Consider the following 17,361-nt stretch of genomic DNA (forward strand, 5'->3'; position numbering starts at 1 on the left):
TTCAGTCAACGGAGTATTACATGTCCAGAAGGCTTCGCAGAACCAAAATCGTGACTACCTTAGGCCCGGCTACCGACCGCGATAACAACCTTGAGAAGGTTATTGCCGCAGGCGCTAACGTGGTACGTATGAACTTCTCTCACGGCACCGCGGAGGATCATCAGATCCGTGCGGATAAAGTCCGTGAGATTGCGGCGAAACTGGGCCGTCATGTCGCGATTCTCGGTGACCTACAGGGGCCGAAAATCCGCGTTTCCACCTTCAAAGAAGGCAAAATTTTCCTCAATATCGGCGATAAATTCCTCCTCGACGCAAACCTGGGTAAAGGCGAAGGCGACAAAGAGAAAGTCGGCATCGACTATAAAGGGCTCCCGGCTGACGTGGTTCCGGGCGACATTCTGCTGCTGGACGACGGCCGCGTACAGCTGAAGGTCCTGGAAGTTCAGGGCATGAAGGTATTCACCGAAGTCACCGTCGGCGGACCGTTGTCCAACAATAAGGGTATTAACAAGCTGGGCGGCGGCCTCTCGGCAGAAGCGCTGACGGAGAAAGACAAAGCGGACATCATCACCGCCGCCAAAATTGGCGTCGATTACCTGGCCGTCTCCTTCCCGCGCTGCGGCGAAGACCTGAACTACGCTCGTCGCCTGGCGCGCGATGCCGGCTGCGATGCCAAAATCGTCGCCAAAGTCGAGCGCGCGGAAGCGGTATGCGATCAGGACGCGATGGATGACGTGATCCTCGCCTCCGACGTTGTCATGGTGGCACGCGGCGACCTCGGCGTGGAAATCGGCGATCCGGAGCTGGTCGGCATCCAGAAGGCGCTGATCCGCCGCGCCCGTCAGCTGAACCGCTCGGTCATTACCGCGACGCAGATGATGGAGTCGATGATCACCAACCCGATGCCAACCCGCGCCGAAGTCATGGACGTGGCGAACGCCGTGCTGGACGGCACCGACGCCGTGATGCTGTCGGCAGAAACCGCCGCGGGCCAGTATCCGTCTGAGACCGTTGCCGCGATGGCGCGCGTCTGCCTCGGCGCGGAAAAAATCCCCAGCCTCAACGTCTCCAAGCACCGCCTGGACATTCAGTTCGATAACGTGGAAGAAGCCATTGCGATGTCCGCCATGTACGCGGCGAACCACCTCAAGGGCGTCACCGCTATCATTACCATGACGGAATCCGGTCGGACCGCGCTGATGACTTCCCGCATCAGCTCCGGCCTGCCGATTTTCGCGCTGTCTCGCCACGAGCGCACGCTGAACCTGACCGCGCTGTATCGCGGCGTGACCCCGGTGCATTTCGATAGCGTCAATGAAGGCGTAGCCGCTGCGCACGACGCGGTAACGCTGCTGCGTGATAAAGGCTATCTGGTGACCGGCGACCTGGTTATCGTCACTCAGGGTGACGTGATGAGCACCATCGGTAGCACCAACACCACCCGCATTCTGACCGTCGAGTAAGCCTCTCCACCTACCTGCCAGCGCCGCAGCTGGCAGGTATTTTTTTGCCCCCTCGCCCGCTAAACTACGCAAGCCAGCTCAACAATAGCGTGGCGGTAATCACCGTCGACGCGCCGCCGATACGGGTGGCTATCTGGGCAAAAGGCATTAATCCCATTCGGTTTGATGCCGAGAGAATGGCAACGTCTCCCGTCCCCCCAAGCCCGCTGTGGCAGCTGGTGACGATGGCCGCTTCGACCGGGTACATATTCAAACGAGAAGCGATAAGAAAGCCGCTTAGCGCCATCGCAATGACGATTGAGCCACAAACCACCACGTAGCCAACCGAGAAGACCGCGACCACGCTTTCCAGAGGAACATACAGCATTCCCAGGCCTATCATCAGCGGCCAAACCAGCGCGGCGGAGACGAACTTGTAGCAGCTGTGCGCCCCCAGTTCCATCGCCGCCGGGATAACTTTCGCGTATTTGCAAAATACCGCGGCCAGAATCATCAGCACCGGCCCCGGAATATGCACCACCTTTTCCAGCAGACCGCCGACGATAAAAAACGCGCAAATCATTAATAATCCGGCCCCCATCAGCTGGAAATCCGTGGGCTGCGCGCGCTGATTTTGCGCAAAGACGCTGTTATCTTCATGGCTGCGGATCAGCATTCCGCTGCCGGAGAGCGAAGGACGTCGCGTCCCCATGCGCGCCAGAAAACCGGCGCAGATGATGGCGAAAATGTTGCCCACCACGGCAGCCGGCGCCAGCTGCGCCACGTAAACGTCGGGCGTTTGCCCGAGAATAGCTGAATAGGCCAGCGACAGGGGCAGGATCCCTTCACCGATACCGCCGCCGATGATCGGCACGATAATAAAGAAAAAGGTGTGGTAGAAACTGTAGCCAAACAGGCTGCCCACCAGCAGGCCGGTTAAGATCGCCGCCCCGGTCCCCACCACCAGCGGGACAAACATACGTACCATTCCCTGAATCAGGATGGTTCTGTTCATGCCCAGAATGCTGCCGACGACCAGGCAGGCGATGACGAAATAGAGGAGGTTGGCCTCTTTCATCAGCAAGTGCACGGTATCGAGGGTATGCGCTTCGAACATGCCGAAATAGACCAGCACCGACGGCGTCATCAGGCACAAAATGGCCGGGCCGCCAACCTCCTTGAGGATTGGCACCATTCGGCCAATTTTAGCCAGCGCGAACCCCAGGGTCATGATTACCGCCAGACCGCCAATCATGTTCTTCGGCAGCAGGCCTGCGGTCGCGGAGATGGCAACAATTGCCGCTATCCCGATAAAGAGCACCAACGGCACGGCGCCGACCTCAATATTGGATAAAAGTCGTGGCGCCTGCCCGCTCGGCAGCGTTTTATCTATCGGGTGGTTGAGTGAGTTATTTTCCATATTTTTACCTGAATAATGATGTCACGTAGGGTATCGACGCAATATTAAAAGCGCGCAATCAAATAAATAAAAAAATGCCAGGCAAAATACCAATGAAACAAAAAAAACGTTAGCACAGGACGTTAACATTAAAAAATAAAATCCAGGTTTTACTGTCGTGCTTTGTGACTAAAGCATAATATTTATTTTAAGTAATTTAATTTATTACCCTGAAACTAAAGTTACTGGCATCGGTATAACTGAATAGCAGAGAGATAAAGTGATGACTCTGTCCTTTTTTCTCTATTTGTAAGTAAAGTATTTAAGACGAAATTATTTAAACCCCAGCGACTGTGATGACTATCACCTTTTAAATATTATGGGATCGCTAGATTAAAAAAACACAACGTAGCCGATAATATATTTTCAGGACATCTTATGCCTTCACTGCTCTTAGAATCCCTTTTTCCCCTGGTGTTTATCATGCTGCTCGGATGGCTAAGCGGTAAGCTGGGCTATACCCGCCGCGAGGATGCGTCCGTACTGGCCACGGTGGTCATTCGTTTCGCGCTTCCCTTCCATCTTTTTATCGGCGCACTGAATACTCATCCCGATAAGATGAAAAACTTCACCTTTATGGCGGTGTTAGTCATCGGTCTGATGGGGTCATATATCCTCACGCTCCTGATCTCACGCTATGTTTTTCGTCATGATATTAAAACCAGCGCGATTCAGTCCCTGGTGTGCGCGTTCCCCGACATGGCCTACTTTGGCGCTCCCGTGCTTGCGGTGCTGATTGGTCCGGAGGGTTTTCTCGGCGTGCTTATCGGTAACCTGGTGACCAGCGTATTGATGATCCCCCTGACCATCATCCTGATTCGCATGGGTGACAAGCGCGGCCGCGCTGACGCGGAACAGCCTAATCCGCTGCGGCTTATCCTGCAAAACCTGTTTAAAGCCGTCCGAAACCCGATCGTCTGGATACCGATTTCCGGGGTACTGCTCAGCCTTGCCGGAGTACAGCTGCCGCACATGCTGAGCATGCCCATTGAGATGGTGGGAAAAGTGGCGGGCGGCCTCTCCCTGTTCGCCCTTGGGCTGCTATTTTACGGCGAACGTCCTACGGTCAATATTCAAACCTGTACCAATATCAGCATCAAGAATCTGCTCCAGCCGGCCATGATGGCCGTAGCCGGCCTCGCCTTCGGGCTCAGCCATAGCCTGATGCAGCAGGTCATTATCATCGGCGCGACGCCTTCCGCCATTGCGGCAGGGATGTTTGCCCTGCGCAGCGATACCTATATCGAGCCCGCCTCATCCTCTATTTTGCTCGGTACCGCAGTGGGCGTCGTCACTGAAGGATTCATGATTTATTTAATCTCTTAATCACTGAAATAAAGCCCGAAGAATTCCGGAAATTATTTATTATGATATTCAGGAGTCATCAAATGTTAGCCACAGAAACCTTATATACGCCCTATAACGGCGCCGTGCTGCTGGAAAACCCGTTATTAAATAAAGGTCTCGCGTTTACTGAAGGTGAACGGACCGCGTTTAATCTTCAGGGTCTGCTGCCGCATAATGTCGAAACGATTGAAGAGCAAACCGCGCGCGCGTGGGGGCAGTTTTGCCAGTTTAAACGGGATATTTCGCGCCATATCTACCTGCGAAATATTCAGGATACTAACGAGACCCTATTCTATAATCTGCTGCGCAGCCATATGAAAGAAACGCTGCCGATCATCTATACCCCAACGGTAGGTGAAGCATGTGAACACTTCTCTGAAATTTATCGCCGGGGACGCGGTCTGTTTATTTCATGGCCTAACCGTCACAACATTGATGAGATGCTGCAGGGCTTTTCCCGCAATGATATCAACGTTATTGTGGTGACCGACGGCGAGCGCATTCTTGGCCTCGGCGACCAGGGGATTGGCGGCATGGGGATCCCGATTGGTAAACTCTCGTTATATACAGCCTGCGGGGGTATACACCCGGCATCAACGCTCCCCATTATGCTGGACGTGGGCACCAACAACGCCCAGCATCTTGAGGACCCGCTGTATATGGGCTGGCGTCATCCGCGTATAAGCGACGAGCAGTACATGGAATTTATGGACATGTTTGTCCATGCCATCACGCAGCGCTGGCCCAATGTGCTACTACAGTTCGAAGATTTTGCGCAAAAAAACGCCACCCGGCTTCTTAACCGCTATCGTCACCAGCTGTGCTGTTTCAACGATGATATTCAGGGCACGGCAGCCGTGACCTCAGGTACGCTGATCGCTGCCGCCGCTGCTGCCGGTACGCGGATCCGCGATCAGCGCGTGGTGTTTCTCGGCAGCGGATCGGCCGGATGCGGGATAGCGGAAAAAATCATTGCGCTGATGGTTGATGACGGGCTCTCAGAGCAGGAAGCGCGCAATCGCATCTTTATGGTCGACCGCCCTGGCCTGTTGACCGATGAGATGCCGGATTTGCTGGACTTCCAGCAGGGCCACGTCACGCCGCGGAAAAATCTTACCCGCTGGGATACCAGTGCGGCCCACCTGTCGCTGATGGATGTTGTACGCAACGTCCATCCCACCGTACTGATTGGCGTATCCGGCCAGCCGGGACTGTTCAGCGAAGAGATTATCAAAGAGATGCACCGGCACTGCCCGCGTCCGATTATTATGCCGCTGTCCAACCCGACCTCCCGCGCCGAAGCCCAGCCGAAGGATCTGCTGGAATGGACCCGGGGGAATGCGCTAATTGCCACCGGCAGCCCGTTCGCGCCCGTATTCTATGACGGTAAGACCTACGATATCGCACAGTGCAACAATGCCTATGTTTTCCCCGGTCTGGGGCTGGGGATTCTGGCCAGCAAAGCGGCGCGCGTGACCGAAGGGATGCTTATCGCCTGCAGTAAAACCCTGGCCGCCCACTCGCCTTTGGCCACCCGCGACGCCGGCGGATTACTGCCGCCGGTCGACGAGATTGAGATGATTTCCCGGGCAATTGCCGCAGAGGTCGCACGCGCGGCTCAGCAGGATGGCGTCGCGCCGCAGATTGACGAGGCTCAGCTGGCCGCGAATATCGATAAAATGTTCTGGCGAGCGCGCTACACCGCGTATAAACGATCGCCATTTTGATCGCCATCCCAGACACATATTACGGGAAGCGCGCCGGCTTCCCGCCGCACCGGGAAACCCCGCATGATTAATGTGCTGATTGTCGATGATGATTCCATGGTGGCCGAGCTGAACCGGCTGTTTCTCAGCCGGGTGGCGGATTTCCACTGCTGCGGCGTGGCCCCCACGGTCCGCGAAGCCAGGGAGATGCTTAGCCATTTGGCGCAGGTCGATCTGGTGCTGCTGGATGTCTACATGCAGCAAGAGAACGGGCTGGATCTGCTGCCCGCGCTACGCGCCGATTCGCGAAATATTGATGTCATTATGATTACCTCCGCTGCCGATAGGTGCACGGTTCAGACGGCGCTGCATTATGGCGTGGTCGATTACCTGATTAAACCGTTTCAGTTTCCGCGCTTTGAGGAGGCGCTGTTGTCATGGCGTAAAAAGCGCGATCTGAAGAATGCGAAATCCAGCTACGCCCAGGCCGATGTGGACAGCCTGCTGCGCAGCGGGGTTCAGCAGCAGGAAAGCGCACGCCGCTTGCCGAAAGGGCTTACGCCGCAGACGCTTCGTCTGGTGTGCCAGTGGATTGACGCCTGGCAGGAACGTGACTTTTCGACCAATGAACTGGCCGTGGCGCTACAGATATCCCGGGTCTCATGCCGCAAATATCTGATTTGGCTGGAGCAGAGAAATATCCTCTACACCACCAACCATTACGGCATCACCGGTCGTCCGGAATATCGTTACCGGCTCGTTGCCGATCATTTGGCGCTACTCAAACAATACGGCCAATGAACCCGGTGAGGCCATTGGCTGCGATTTTCACCCCTGATGCGGCTTCTTCCTGGGGTACAGCTCTTTACGCTTGTAGGGCTCGATTTCACCCGGCTTGCGCGTTTTCAGCAGCTTGAGGATCCAGGTGTACTGCTCGGTATGCGGCTTCACGAACACTTCCACCTCTTCGTTCATCCGCCGGGCGATAGTGTTATCGTCCGCTTCCAGCAGATCGTCCATCGGCGGGCGCACCAGCACCGTCAGACGATGCGTTTTACCATCATAGACCGGGAACAGCGGTACGACGCGGGCGCGGCAGACTTTCATTAAACGGCCGATCGCCGGGAGCGTCGCTTTATAGGTGGCAAAGAAATCAACAAACTCGCTGTGCTCGGCGCCGTGATCCTGATCCGGCAGATAGTAGCCCCAGTACCCCTGACGCACCGACTGAATAAACGGTTTGATCCCGTCGTTGCGCGCGTGCATACGTCCACCGAAACGACGGCGCACGGTATTCCAGACGTAATCAAATACCGGATTGCCCTGATTATGGAACATCGCCGCCATTTTTTGCCCGCCGGAAGCCATCAGCATCGCAGGAATATCCACGCCCCAGGCATGGGGAACCAGAAAGATCACTTTCTCGTTGTTTCTCTGCATCTCCTCGATGATCTCTTTGCCCTGCCAGTCGACGCGAGAAAGAATGCGCTGCGGGTCGCGCAGGCCTAACTCCGCCATCATGACCATCGCCTGCGGCGCGGAGGCATACATTGCATCAATAATGGCTTCTCGTTCCTGCTCACTCTTTTCCGGGAAACAGTACAGCAGGTTAATCTGCGCCCGACGGCGCGAACTCTTTGCCAGGCGCCCCACAAAGCGCCCCATTTTGCCGAGAATCGGATCGCGGAAAGAGGCCGGCGTCAGAGCGATACCGGCGAAGGCAAAAACCCCTAACCACGCGCCCCAGTAGCGCGGTAGCAAAAAGGATTTTTCAAATTTTGGAATAAATTCAATATTATTTTTTTTCGTTTCCATGCCCAATCCGCAGAATTTCCGCTCAATAAAGATAATGGGTTAGTTTAGCGATACGTTGAGTAACGTACAAAAGAAAAAGCCGGCGCACAGCGTGCACCGGCTTTAACTGACGGAAGGTTAGTCAAACCGCAGCTGCGGAATCACCTGTTTTGCCTGCGCCAGATAATCGGTACGGTCGGAACCGCTGAGCCCTTCCGTACGCGGCAGTTTCGCCGTTAGCGGGTTGACCGCCTGCTGGTTGATCCACACTTCATAATGCAGATGCGGACCGGTAGAACGCCCGGTGTTGCCCGACAGCGCAATACGATCGCCACGTTTCACCTTCTGCCCGGGTTTGACCAGCAGCTTACGCAGGTGCATATAGCGGGTGGTATAGGTGCGACCATGACGGACGGCGACGTAATAACCTGCCGCACCGCTACGTTTAGCCACCACCACTTCGCCATCCCCTACCGACAGCACCGGCGTGCCCTGCGGCATCGCAAAATCGACGCCACGATGCGGCGCGACGCGGCCGGTCACCGGGTTCAGACGACGCGGGTTAAAGTTCGAAGAGACGCGGAACTGACGTGCGGTCGGGAAGCGCAGGAACCCCTTCGCCAGGCCGGTACCGTTGCGGTCGTAGAATTTGCCATCCTCAGCGCGGATCGCGTAATAGTCTTTACCCTCCGAGCGCAGGCGCACACCAAGCAGCTGGCTTTGCTCGCGCTTACCGTCGAGCATTTCACGCGACATCAGCACGGAGAATTCATCGCCTTTTTTCAGCTTACGGAAGTCCATCTGCCACTGCATGGCTTTGATCACCGCGCTGATTTCGGTACTGGTCAGGCCGGCATCGCGAGCGCTGGCGACGAAGCTGCCGCCTACGGTGCCTTTCAGTACGCTATTGACCCAGTCGCCTTTTTGCAGCTCGCTGCTCATTTTGAAACCGTTTGCAACCCGATCGTAGGTGCGGGTTTCGCGGCGCGACATCTCCCAGGTCAGGCTTTGCAGGTCGCCGTCCGCCGTCAGGGTCCAGGAGAGCTGTTGACCAATTTTCAGATTACGCAGCTCTTTATCCACCGAGGAGAGCCGGGCGATATCGCCCATATCAATGCCGTACTGATTAAGAATGCTGCTAAGCGTATCGCCGGTCGAGACCACATATTCGTGGCCACCGGAATCGCTATCCGCCTTGTCATCCAGCTCATCCTGAGGGATAGCCTCTTCTTCCTGAGGCGCCTGATCGATGGGTTCCGAAGCTTCTGGCAGCAGCGAACGAATTTCGCTTTGTTCCAGCTCGATGGTTCTGGTGATGGGGGTGGATTCAGGATGGTGGTAAATGTAAGGCCGCCAGACGGCGACCGCTAATGTAAGAACGCTAAGCGACCCCAGCATAACGCGGTGAGGTCGTGGCAGATTGTTAAATGCCTGAGTGACAGCGCGGGCTATCTGTTGCACGTATTCACTTCCTCGTTATTCTCCTTTCAGGCAGCTTGAATACTGATTCGCCATCTGGCTCAGGAATTGCGAGTAACTCTCTTTACCCAGCTTAATTCCGATTCCAAGTGGATCCAGGGTTCCCATGCGCACGGACGTTCCCCTGGCAACAGCTTCGATGACCGCTGGCCTGAACTGTGGCTCAGCAAAAACGCAAGTTGCTTTTTGCTCAACCAGCTGTGTTCTGATTTCGTGTAAACGCTGCGCACCAGGCTGGATTTCAGGGTTGACAGTAAAATGGCCCAGTGGGGTCAAACCGTAATGTTTTTCAAAGTAGCCGTAGGCGTCATGAAAAACGAAATATCCCTTCCCTTTCAGCGGTGCCAGCTCGGTCCCAACCTGCTTGTCGGTTGCGGCTAATTTTGCCTCAAAATCCTTCAGGTTGGCGTCAAGTTTGGCTCGACTCTGCGGCATAAGTTCCAATAATTTATCGTGGATTGCAACCGCCGAAAGGCGCGCTATCTCTGGGGAAAGCCACAGATGCATGTTATAGATGCCGTGATGGTGATCGTCGTCACTATTTTCCCCGGCGCCATGGTCATGACCGTGATGGTCGTCGTCGTCGTCGGTGCCTTTCATGAGTAACGGTTTCACGCCGTCAAGCTCGGCAATCGTCACCTTTTTGTTCGGCGCAATGCTTTGCGTTGACTTATCCATAAACGCCTCCATCTCTGGACCAATCCAGACCACTAAGTCTGCGTTCTGTAAGCGTTTTGCATCCGATGGCCGCAGCGAATAGTCATGCTCCGAGGCCCCGTCCGGCAGCAGTACCTGCGTCTGTGTCACCCCATCCGCGATAGCGGAAGCGATAAAACCCAGTGGCTTAAGGGAAGTGACAACCGCGGCGCTGGCCAACGGCGCATGGGCGAACAAAAAAGCGGCGCTAAGTCCAGCGCAAAGAAGCGTATTTTTATGTAACATAATGCGTCTAATCATCGTATAGAATGAGAGAGATGTGATATTATAACATTCACTGGCTTGTGCAACCTCTAATTTGATATGACAAATCTTGTAACTCTGGAAAACGTCGCGGTCGTTTATGGCCAAAGGCGCGTGCTGTCTGACATTTCGCTAACGCTAAAGCCGGGCAAAATTTTAACCTTACTGGGGCCGAACGGCGCCGGTAAATCGACCCTCGTGAGAGTGGTTCTGGGGCTGGTAGCACCCTCTGAAGGGATTATCAAACGCGACGGGCATCTGCGGATCGGCTATGTGCCGCAAAAGTTGCACCTTGATGCTACCCTGCCGCTGACCGTCAGCCGCTTTATGCTTTTACGTCCGGGAACGCACAAACGCGACATTCTGCCAGCGCTTAAGCGCGTGCAGGCCGGGCATCTGATCGACGCCCCTATGCAGAAGCTTTCCGGCGGAGAAACCCAGCGGGTACTGCTGGCGCGGGCGCTGCTCAATCAGCCGCAGCTGCTGGTGCTCGACGAGCCGACGCAGGGCGTTGACGTCAACGGCCAGGTGGCGCTTTACGATCTGATTAACCAGCTGCGCCAGGAGCTTGATTGCGCCGTACTGATGGTTTCTCATGACCTGCATCTGGTGATGGCCAAAACCGACGAAGTGCTGTGCCTGAATCAGCATATTTGCTGCTCCGGCGCGCCGGAAGTGGTCTCTATGCACCCGGAATTTATCTCGATGTTCGGCCAGCGCGGCGCGGAACAGCTAGGGATCTATCGCCATCATCATAACCACCGCCACGACCTGCAGGGGCGGATTGTACTGCGTCGGGGAAATGACCGTTAATGATTGAATTACTGCTCCCCGGCTGGCTGGCCGGAATGATGCTCGCCTGTGCGGCGGGTCCGCTGGGATCGTTCGTCGTCTGGCGCCGGATGTCCTACTTCGGTGATACCCTGGCCCACGCCTCTCTGCTCGGCGTGGCTTTTGGTTTACTGCTCAACGTCAATCCGTTCTATGCGGTCATCGCGGTGACGCTGCTGCTGGCGGGTGGCCTGGTGTGGCTGGAGAAACGCCCCCACCTGGCGGTAGACACGCTACTCGGCATCATGGCGCACAGCGCGCTGTCGCTGGGCCTGGTGGTGGTCAGCCTGATGTCAAACGTGCGCGTCGATCTGATGGCCTATCTGTTCGGCGATCTGCTGGCGGTGACGCCGGAAGATTTGATCTCCATTGCGATTGGCGTGGTTATCGTGCTGGCGATCCTGCTCTGGCAATGGCGCAACCTGCTGTCGATGACCATTAGCCCGGACCTGGCGTTTGTTGATGGCGTTAAGCTTCAGCGGGTCAAGCTGCTATTGATGCTGGTGACCGCGCTGACCATTGGCGTGGCGATGAAGTTCGTCGGGGCGCTGATTATCACGTCGCTGTTGATTATTCCCGCCGCAACGGCCCGCCGCTTTGCCCGTACGCCGGAGCAAATGGCGGGAGTGGCGGTTGGCGTGGGAATGATTGCGGTTACCGGAGGATTGACCTTCTCGGCGTTCTACGACACGCCGGCGGGGCCTTCCGTGGTGCTGTGCGCCGCGCTGCTGTTTATCTTCAGCATGAGCAAGAAACCGGCCGCCTGACGCTTATGCGCCCGCCGCCATTGGGCTCACGGCCGTCTGCGGACGTTGTAGCCCGGCTAAGCGGAGCGCAAGCCGGGGAAATAGCTGAAGCGGTATTGCGGTTTGATGTCCCGGCTTGCGGCGTGAACGCCTTAGCCGGGCTACTGGCCTCTGCAGTCTGCCGTTTTATAGCCGGACAACGATTACGGCATTTCCGGCGGCGTAATGCCGAAGTGGGTCCAGGCCCGTACCGTCGCCATTCGCCCGCGCGGCGTACGCTGTAAAAAGCCCTGCTGGATCAGATACGGCTCCAGCACGTCTTCAATGGTTTCCCGCTCTTCACCGATGGCCGCCGCCAGGTTATCCAGGCCGACCGGCCCGCCAAAGAATTTATCGATGACCGCCAGCAGCAGCTTACGGTCCATATAATCAAAGCCTTCCGCATCCACGTTGAGCATATCCAGCGCCTGAGCGGCAATCTCCTCAGAGATACGCCCGTCGTAGCGAACCTCGGCAAAGTCACGCACCCTGCGCAGCAGGCGGTTGGCGATTCGCGGCGTACCGCGCGCGCGGCGCGCGACCTCCAGAGCCCCCTCTTCGCTCATCTCCAGTCCCATATAGCGGGCGCTGCGGCTGACAATATGCTGCAGGTCCGGGATCTGGTAGAACTCCAGGCGCTGAACGATACCAAAACGGTCGCGCAGCGGTGATGTCAGCGAGCCGGCGCGAGTCGTCGCGCCAATCAGGGTAAACGGCGGCAGATCGATTTTTATCGAACGCGCCGCGGGCCCTTCGCCAATCATGATATCCAGCTGATAATCTTCCATTGCCGGATACAGGACTTCTTCGACCACCGGCGACAGGCGGTGGATCTCGTCGATAAACAGAACGTCGTGGGGCTCAAGATTGGTCAGCATCGCCGCCAGATCGCCCGCCTTCTCTAGCACCGGGCCGGAGGTGGTGCGCAGGTTAACGCCCATCTCGTTAGCGACGATGTTTGCCAGGGTGGTTTTCCCCAGCCCCGGCGGGCCAAAAATCAGCAGGTGATCGAGCGCGTCGCCGCGCAGCTTCGCCGCCTGGATAAAGATCTCCATTTGCGAACGGACGTGCGGCTGGCCCACGTACTCTTGCAGCAATTTAGGACGAATTGCGCGATCGGCCGCCTCTTCAAAACCGCTGCTGTCCGCCGATACCAGCCTGTCTGCTTCAATCATCCCTTACCTCACAACGCGGCGCGGAGCGCTTCGCGAATTAGCGTTTCACTGTTGGCATCCGGGCGTACGATTTTGCTGACCATCCGGCTGGCCTCCTGAGGTTTATAGCCCAGCGCCACCAGCGCGGCAACCGCTTCCTGTTCAGCATCATCGTCAGACGGGCCGGCCGGCGACGTCAGGACCAGATCCGCTGCCGGCGTAAACAGATCGCCGTGCAGTCCTTTGAAGCGGTCTTTCATTTCGACAATCAGACGTTCCGCGGTTTTCTTGCCGATACCCGGCAGCTTCACCAGCGCCGCCAGCTCCTCGCGCTCAACGGCATTGACAAACTGCTGCGCCGACATGCCGGAAAGGATCGCCAGCGCCAGCTTCGGACCGACGCCGTTGGTTTTAATCAGCTCTTTAAACAGCGTGCGCTCCTGCTTGTTGTTAAAGCCATACAGCAGCTGTGCATCTTCACGGACGATAAAGTGGGTGAAAATGATCGCCTCTTTACCCACGTCCGGCAGCTCATAGAAGCAGGTCATCGGCAGATGAACCTCATAGCCTACGCCTCCCGTTTCAAGTAAAACCAGCGGGGGTTGTTTTTCGAGAATGATGCCTCTGAGTCTGCCTATCACATGGAGCTCCTGGATTAAGGGCCGAAAGTCTAATGCGGTATCATAAAAAAAGGCTGGATAGATATCCAGCCTGATTTCAGGTCATCGTAAGCGTCCTCGCGCCAGGCTCAGGCGGCTTTCGCCGATCTGAGCCGCGTTCTGGCTGACGTGGCAATGGGTGATGGCGATGGCTAAAGCATCCGCCGCATCCGCCTGCGGGTTAGCCGGCAGCTTGAGCAACGTGCGCACCATGTGCTGCACCTGGCTCTTTTCCGCGCTGCCGATGCCGACAACGGTCTGCTTTACCTGCCTGGCGGCGTACTCAAAGACCGGTAGGTCCTGATTCGTCGCCGCGACAATCGCCACGCCGCGCGCCTGGCCAAGCTTCAGCGCCGAGTCGGCGTTCTTTGCCATAAACACTTGTTCGATGGCGAAATAGTCCGGCTGGAACTGGGTGATAATTTCCGTCACGCCCGCATAGATAAGCTTCAGGCGAGACGGTAAATCATCCACTTTCGTGCGAATACAGCCGCTGCCCAGGTAGCTCAGCTGGCGTCCAACCTGGCGGATGACGCCATAACCAGTGACGCGCGACCCCGGGTCAATGCCGAGAATAATGGCCATCACGCGCCTCCGGTCATAACTAACCCGTGAGACCCTAAAGATTTCAGTTCACAGCCAGGCGGCCACGCAGCGCATCCCCGGGAGCGTAGATTCACTACGTGACCGGGGTAAGCGAGGAGAGCCAACACCGCTGTGGGCTGAAAGATTACGGGTATCACAGGGTTGCGGCGACCTCATCAGAGATCTCGCCGTTGTGATAAACTTCCTGCACGTCGTCGCAATCTTCCAGCATATCGATCAGACGCAGCAGTTTCGGCGCAGTTTCCGCGTCCATATCCGCTTTGGTTGACGGGATCATCGAGACTTCAGCGGCGTCCGCTTTCAGGCCGGCGGCTTCCAGCGCATCGCGTACCGCGCCCATCTCTTCCCAGGCGGTATAAACGTCAATCGCGCCGTCGTCATAGGTCACAACGTCTTCCGCGCCCGCTTCCAGCGCCGCTTCCATGATCGCATCTTCGTCGCCTTTCTCGAAGGAGATAACGCCTTTTTTGCTGAACAGGTAGGAAACGGAACCGTCGGTCCCCAGGTTACCGCCGGTTTTGGTGAAGGCATGACGTACTTCCGCCACGGTACGGTTGCGGTTGTCGGACAGACATTCAACCATTACCGCCGTGCCGCCAGGACCGTAACCTTCATAGATGATGGTTTCCATGTTCGCATCATCATCGCCGCCGACGCCGCGCGCGATAGCGCGGTTCAGGGTGTCGCGGGTCATGTTGTTGCTCAGCGCTTTGTCGATTGCCGCGCGCAGACGCGGGTTAGAGCCCGCATCGCCGCCGCCCAGACGCGCGGCGGTGACCAGCTCGCGAATAATTTTCGTAAAGATCTTACCGCGCTTGGCATCCTGTGCCGCTTTGCGGTGCTTGGTGTTGGCCCATTTACTATGACCTGCCATAAAAAACTCTCCAAAAAAAAGCGCGCCCTTTCAGGCGGCGTTAATTACAAATTCTTCAATCGCCTGCCGGTTGCTCCAGGACTTGGTCAACGTGGCGGCTTCCGCCGCGTCAACCCAGCGATAGTCCAGATGTTCCGTAAAGACAATCTGGCGTTCATGGGGGAGCGCAAGACGGAACCAAAACTCCGTATTGCGCTCAACGCCCGGCGCATAGCGATGACGTAAATGAGAAAATATCTCGAATTCTACCGTACGCTGACAATCAACCAAAGCCAGCTGCTCGCAGGCAACATCGATGGCGACCTCTTCCATAACTTCACGCGCGGCAGCCTGCGGCGCGGTTTCTCCCTCTTCCAGGCTGCCGGTAACCGACTGCCAGAACGCGGGATCGTCGCGCCGCTGCAACATCAGCACCCGCTTCGTATCTTCGGCGTAAATCACCACCAGTACGGAAACGGGGAGCTTGAATGACATCTTACTTATTCTCCAGAGACTCTTTTGCCTCTTTCGCCACCACCTGAATACCGAGTTCGCTCAGCGATGCCGGGTTAGCGAAGCTTGGCGCTTCGGTCATCAGGCAAGCGGCTGCGGTCGTTTTCGGGAAGGCGATAACGTCACGGATATTATCGGTACCGGTCAGCAGCATGGTCAAACGGTCGAGGCCAAAAGCCAGGCCCGCGTGCGGCGGGGTGCCGTATTTCAGCGCGTCCAGCAGGAAGCCAAACTTCTCGCGCTGCTCCTGCTCGTTAATGCCCAGGATGCCGAACACGGTCTGCTGCATCTCACCGCTGTGAATACGCACGGAACCGCCGCCCACTTCATAGCCGTTGATGACCATATCGTAGGCGTTGGCCACCGCGTCTTCCGGCGCGGTTTTCAGCTCGGCGGCGGACATGTCTTTCGGCGAGGTGAACGGATGGTGCATCGCGGTCAGGCCGCCTTCGCCGTCGTCTTCAAACATCGGGAAGTCGATAACCCACAGCGGCGCCCATTTGTCTTCGTCGGTCAGGTTCAGGTCTTTGCCCAGCTTCAGACGCAGCGCGCCCAGCGCGTCGGCGACCACTTTTTTGTTATCCGCGCCGAAGAAGATCATATCGCCATCCTGCGCGCCGGTGCGCTCAAGGATCGCTTCAACGATCTCGGCGTTGAGGAATTTAGCCACCGGGCTGTTGATGCCTTCAAGGCCTTTCGCCCGCTCGGTTACTTTAATATAGGCCAGCCCTTTCGCGCCGTAGATCTGGACAAACTTACCGTATTCGTCGATTTGCTTACGGGTCAGCGCAGCGCCGCCCGGTACGCGCAGCGCGGCAACGCGCCCTTTGGCGTCGTTAGCCGGGCCGGCGAAGACGGCGAATTCCACCGCTTTCACCAGATCGGCGACGTCCACCAGCTCCATCGGGTTACGCAGGTCTGGTTTGTCAGAACCGTAGCGGCGCTCGGCTTCGGCGAAGGTCATGATCGGGAAATCGCCCAGATCCACGCCCTTCACTTCCTGCCACAGGTTACGCACCAGCGCTTCCATGACTTCACGCACCTGCCCGGCGGTCATGAAGGAGGTTTCCACATCGATCTGGGTAAATTCCGGCTGACGGTCGGCACGCAGGTCTTCGTCGCGGAAGCATTTAACGATCTGATAGTAGCGGTCAAAACCGGACATCATCAGCAGCTGCTTGAACAGCTGTGGAGACTGCGGCAGCGCGTAGAATTTCCCTTTATGCACGCGGGATGGAACCAGGTAGTCGCGCGCGCCTTCCGGCGTGGCTTTGGTCAGCATCGGCGTTTCGATGTCGAGGAAACCGTGGTAATCCATAAAGCGGCGCACCAGGCTGGTGATTTTCGCACGGGTCTTCAGGCGCTGCGCCATTTCCGGACGACGCAGGTCCAGGTAGCGATATTTCAGACGCGCTTCTTCGGTATTGACGTGGTTAGAGTCCAGCGGCAGCGCTTCAGCGCGGTTGATAATCGTCAGATCCGATGCCAGCACTTCGATGGCGCCGGTGGCCATATCGCTATTGATGTTTTTTTCGTCACGCGCGCGCACGGTACCGGTGACCTGGATGCAGAACTCATTACGCAGTTCAGAGGCCAGCTTTAATGCGTCGGCACGATCCGGATCGAAAAACACCTGTACGATGCCTTCGCGGTCACGCATATCGATAAAGATAAGGCTACCGAGATCACGACGACGGTTGACCCAACCACACAGAGTCACTTGCTGCCCTACGTGGGACAGACGAAGCTGCCCGCAATATTCTGTACGCATGA

16 protein-coding genes are annotated in these 17,361 nt (G+C 56.8%); 6 read left to right on the forward strand and 10 right to left on the reverse strand.

Translation table 11 applies throughout. The features are described 5' to 3' along the window. The first annotated feature begins 20 nt into the window (after positions 1–20). Positions 21–1,463: a pyruvate kinase gene (gene pyk / locus CDA56_RS09175; RefSeq protein WP_004852109.1), complete on the forward strand. Its 1,443-nt coding sequence runs from the start codon at positions 21–23 to the stop codon at positions 1,461–1,463. 64 nt (positions 1,464–1,527) lie between these two features. On the opposite strand, the gene CDA56_RS09180 is transcribed toward pyk, so the two are convergent. After that, the gene (locus tag CDA56_RS09180; protein WP_025106125.1) at positions 1,528–2,862 is read right to left on the reverse strand and encodes a 2-hydroxycarboxylate transporter family protein; all 1,335 of its coding nucleotides are present in this window, start codon (positions 2,860–2,862) and stop codon (positions 1,528–1,530) included. A gap of 417 nt (positions 2,863–3,279) precedes the next feature. Between CDA56_RS09180 and CDA56_RS09185 the strand changes: the two genes are divergently transcribed. The 3 genes from CDA56_RS09185 (at position 3,280) to dcuR (ending at position 6,755) form a co-directional block, all read left to right on the forward strand. Then, entirely contained in the window at positions 3,280–4,227 is a 948-nt protein-coding gene (locus CDA56_RS09185) for an AEC family transporter (protein ID WP_025106124.1), read from the forward strand. A 62-nt stretch (positions 4,228–4,289) separates the two neighbouring features. Continuing rightward, positions 4,290–5,975 carry an NAD-dependent malic enzyme gene (locus CDA56_RS09190; RefSeq protein WP_048260997.1) on the forward strand — a complete coding sequence of 562 codons (1,686 nt, stop codon included), beginning with the start codon at positions 4,290–4,292 and terminating at the stop codon, positions 5,973–5,975. A gap of 63 nt (positions 5,976–6,038) precedes the next feature. Further along, a complete protein-coding gene (dcuR, locus tag CDA56_RS09195) occupies positions 6,039–6,755 on the forward strand; it encodes a two-component system response regulator DcuR (RefSeq protein WP_103814903.1) in 717 nt (238 codons plus the stop codon). A gap of 27 nt (positions 6,756–6,782) precedes the next feature. Here dcuR and lpxM read toward each other — a convergent pair whose 3' ends face one another. The 3 genes from lpxM to znuA form a co-directional block, all read right to left on the reverse strand. Further along, positions 6,783–7,769, reverse strand: a complete 987-nt coding sequence (gene lpxM, locus CDA56_RS09200) for a lauroyl-Kdo(2)-lipid IV(A) myristoyltransferase (protein ID WP_064375493.1) — start codon at positions 7,767–7,769, stop codon at positions 6,783–6,785. A gap of 117 nt (positions 7,770–7,886) precedes the next feature. Beyond that, entirely contained in the window at positions 7,887–9,209 is a 1,323-nt protein-coding gene (gene mepM, locus CDA56_RS09205; protein WP_004852121.1) for a murein DD-endopeptidase MepM, read from the reverse strand. A 15-nt stretch (positions 9,210–9,224) separates the two neighbouring features. After that, entirely contained in the window at positions 9,225–10,169 is a 945-nt protein-coding gene (gene znuA, locus CDA56_RS09210; protein ID WP_103814905.1) for a zinc ABC transporter substrate-binding protein ZnuA, read from the reverse strand. A 78-nt stretch (positions 10,170–10,247) separates the two neighbouring features. Here znuA and znuC point away from each other — a divergent pair, with 78 nt between their 5' ends. Both znuC and znuB read left to right on the forward strand, forming a co-directional pair. After that, positions 10,248–11,000 carry a zinc ABC transporter ATP-binding protein ZnuC gene (gene znuC / locus CDA56_RS09215; RefSeq protein WP_014229853.1) on the forward strand — a complete coding sequence of 251 codons (753 nt, stop codon included), beginning with the start codon at positions 10,248–10,250 and terminating at the stop codon, positions 10,998–11,000. After that, positions 11,000–11,785, forward strand: a complete 786-nt coding sequence (znuB, locus tag CDA56_RS09220) for a zinc ABC transporter permease subunit ZnuB (protein ID WP_014229854.1) — start codon at positions 11,000–11,002, stop codon at positions 11,783–11,785. Before znuC ends, znuB begins: the two co-directional genes overlap by 1 nt. Positions 11,786–11,967: 182 nt before the next feature. Here the strand turns inward: znuB and ruvB are convergent, their stop codons facing one another. From ruvB to aspS, 6 genes are all read right to left on the reverse strand, one after another. After that, positions 11,968–12,978 carry a Holliday junction branch migration DNA helicase RuvB gene (gene ruvB / locus CDA56_RS09225; protein ID WP_004852130.1) on the reverse strand — a complete coding sequence of 337 codons (1,011 nt, stop codon included), beginning with the start codon at positions 12,976–12,978 and terminating at the stop codon, positions 11,968–11,970. Between the two features lie 8 nt (positions 12,979–12,986). Next, complete coding sequence (ruvA, locus tag CDA56_RS09230; protein WP_004103390.1) at positions 12,987–13,598, reverse strand: Holliday junction branch migration protein RuvA; 612 nt, start codon at positions 13,596–13,598, stop codon at positions 12,987–12,989. Between the two features lie 81 nt (positions 13,599–13,679). After that, complete coding sequence (ruvC, locus tag CDA56_RS09235) at positions 13,680–14,201, reverse strand: crossover junction endodeoxyribonuclease RuvC (RefSeq protein ID WP_004852133.1); 522 nt, start codon at positions 14,199–14,201, stop codon at positions 13,680–13,682. 154 nt (positions 14,202–14,355) lie between these two features. Further along, on the reverse strand, positions 14,356–15,096 hold the full coding sequence (locus CDA56_RS09240; protein ID WP_004122063.1) for a YebC/PmpR family DNA-binding transcriptional regulator: 741 nt from the start codon (positions 15,094–15,096) through the stop codon (positions 14,356–14,358). A 30-nt stretch (positions 15,097–15,126) separates the two neighbouring features. Then, on the reverse strand, positions 15,127–15,570 hold the full coding sequence (nudB, locus tag CDA56_RS09245) for a dihydroneopterin triphosphate diphosphatase (protein ID WP_004852138.1): 444 nt from the start codon (positions 15,568–15,570) through the stop codon (positions 15,127–15,129). A gap of 1 nt (position 15,571) precedes the next feature. Beyond that, positions 15,572–17,359: an aspartate--tRNA ligase gene (gene aspS, locus CDA56_RS09250; RefSeq protein WP_103814907.1), complete on the reverse strand. Its 1,788-nt coding sequence runs from the start codon at positions 17,357–17,359 to the stop codon at positions 15,572–15,574. Positions 17,360–17,361 lie beyond the last annotated feature (2 nt).

The organism is Klebsiella michiganensis, assembly GCF_002925905.1.
GTDB lineage: Bacteria > Pseudomonadota > Gammaproteobacteria > Enterobacterales > Enterobacteriaceae > Klebsiella > Klebsiella michiganensis.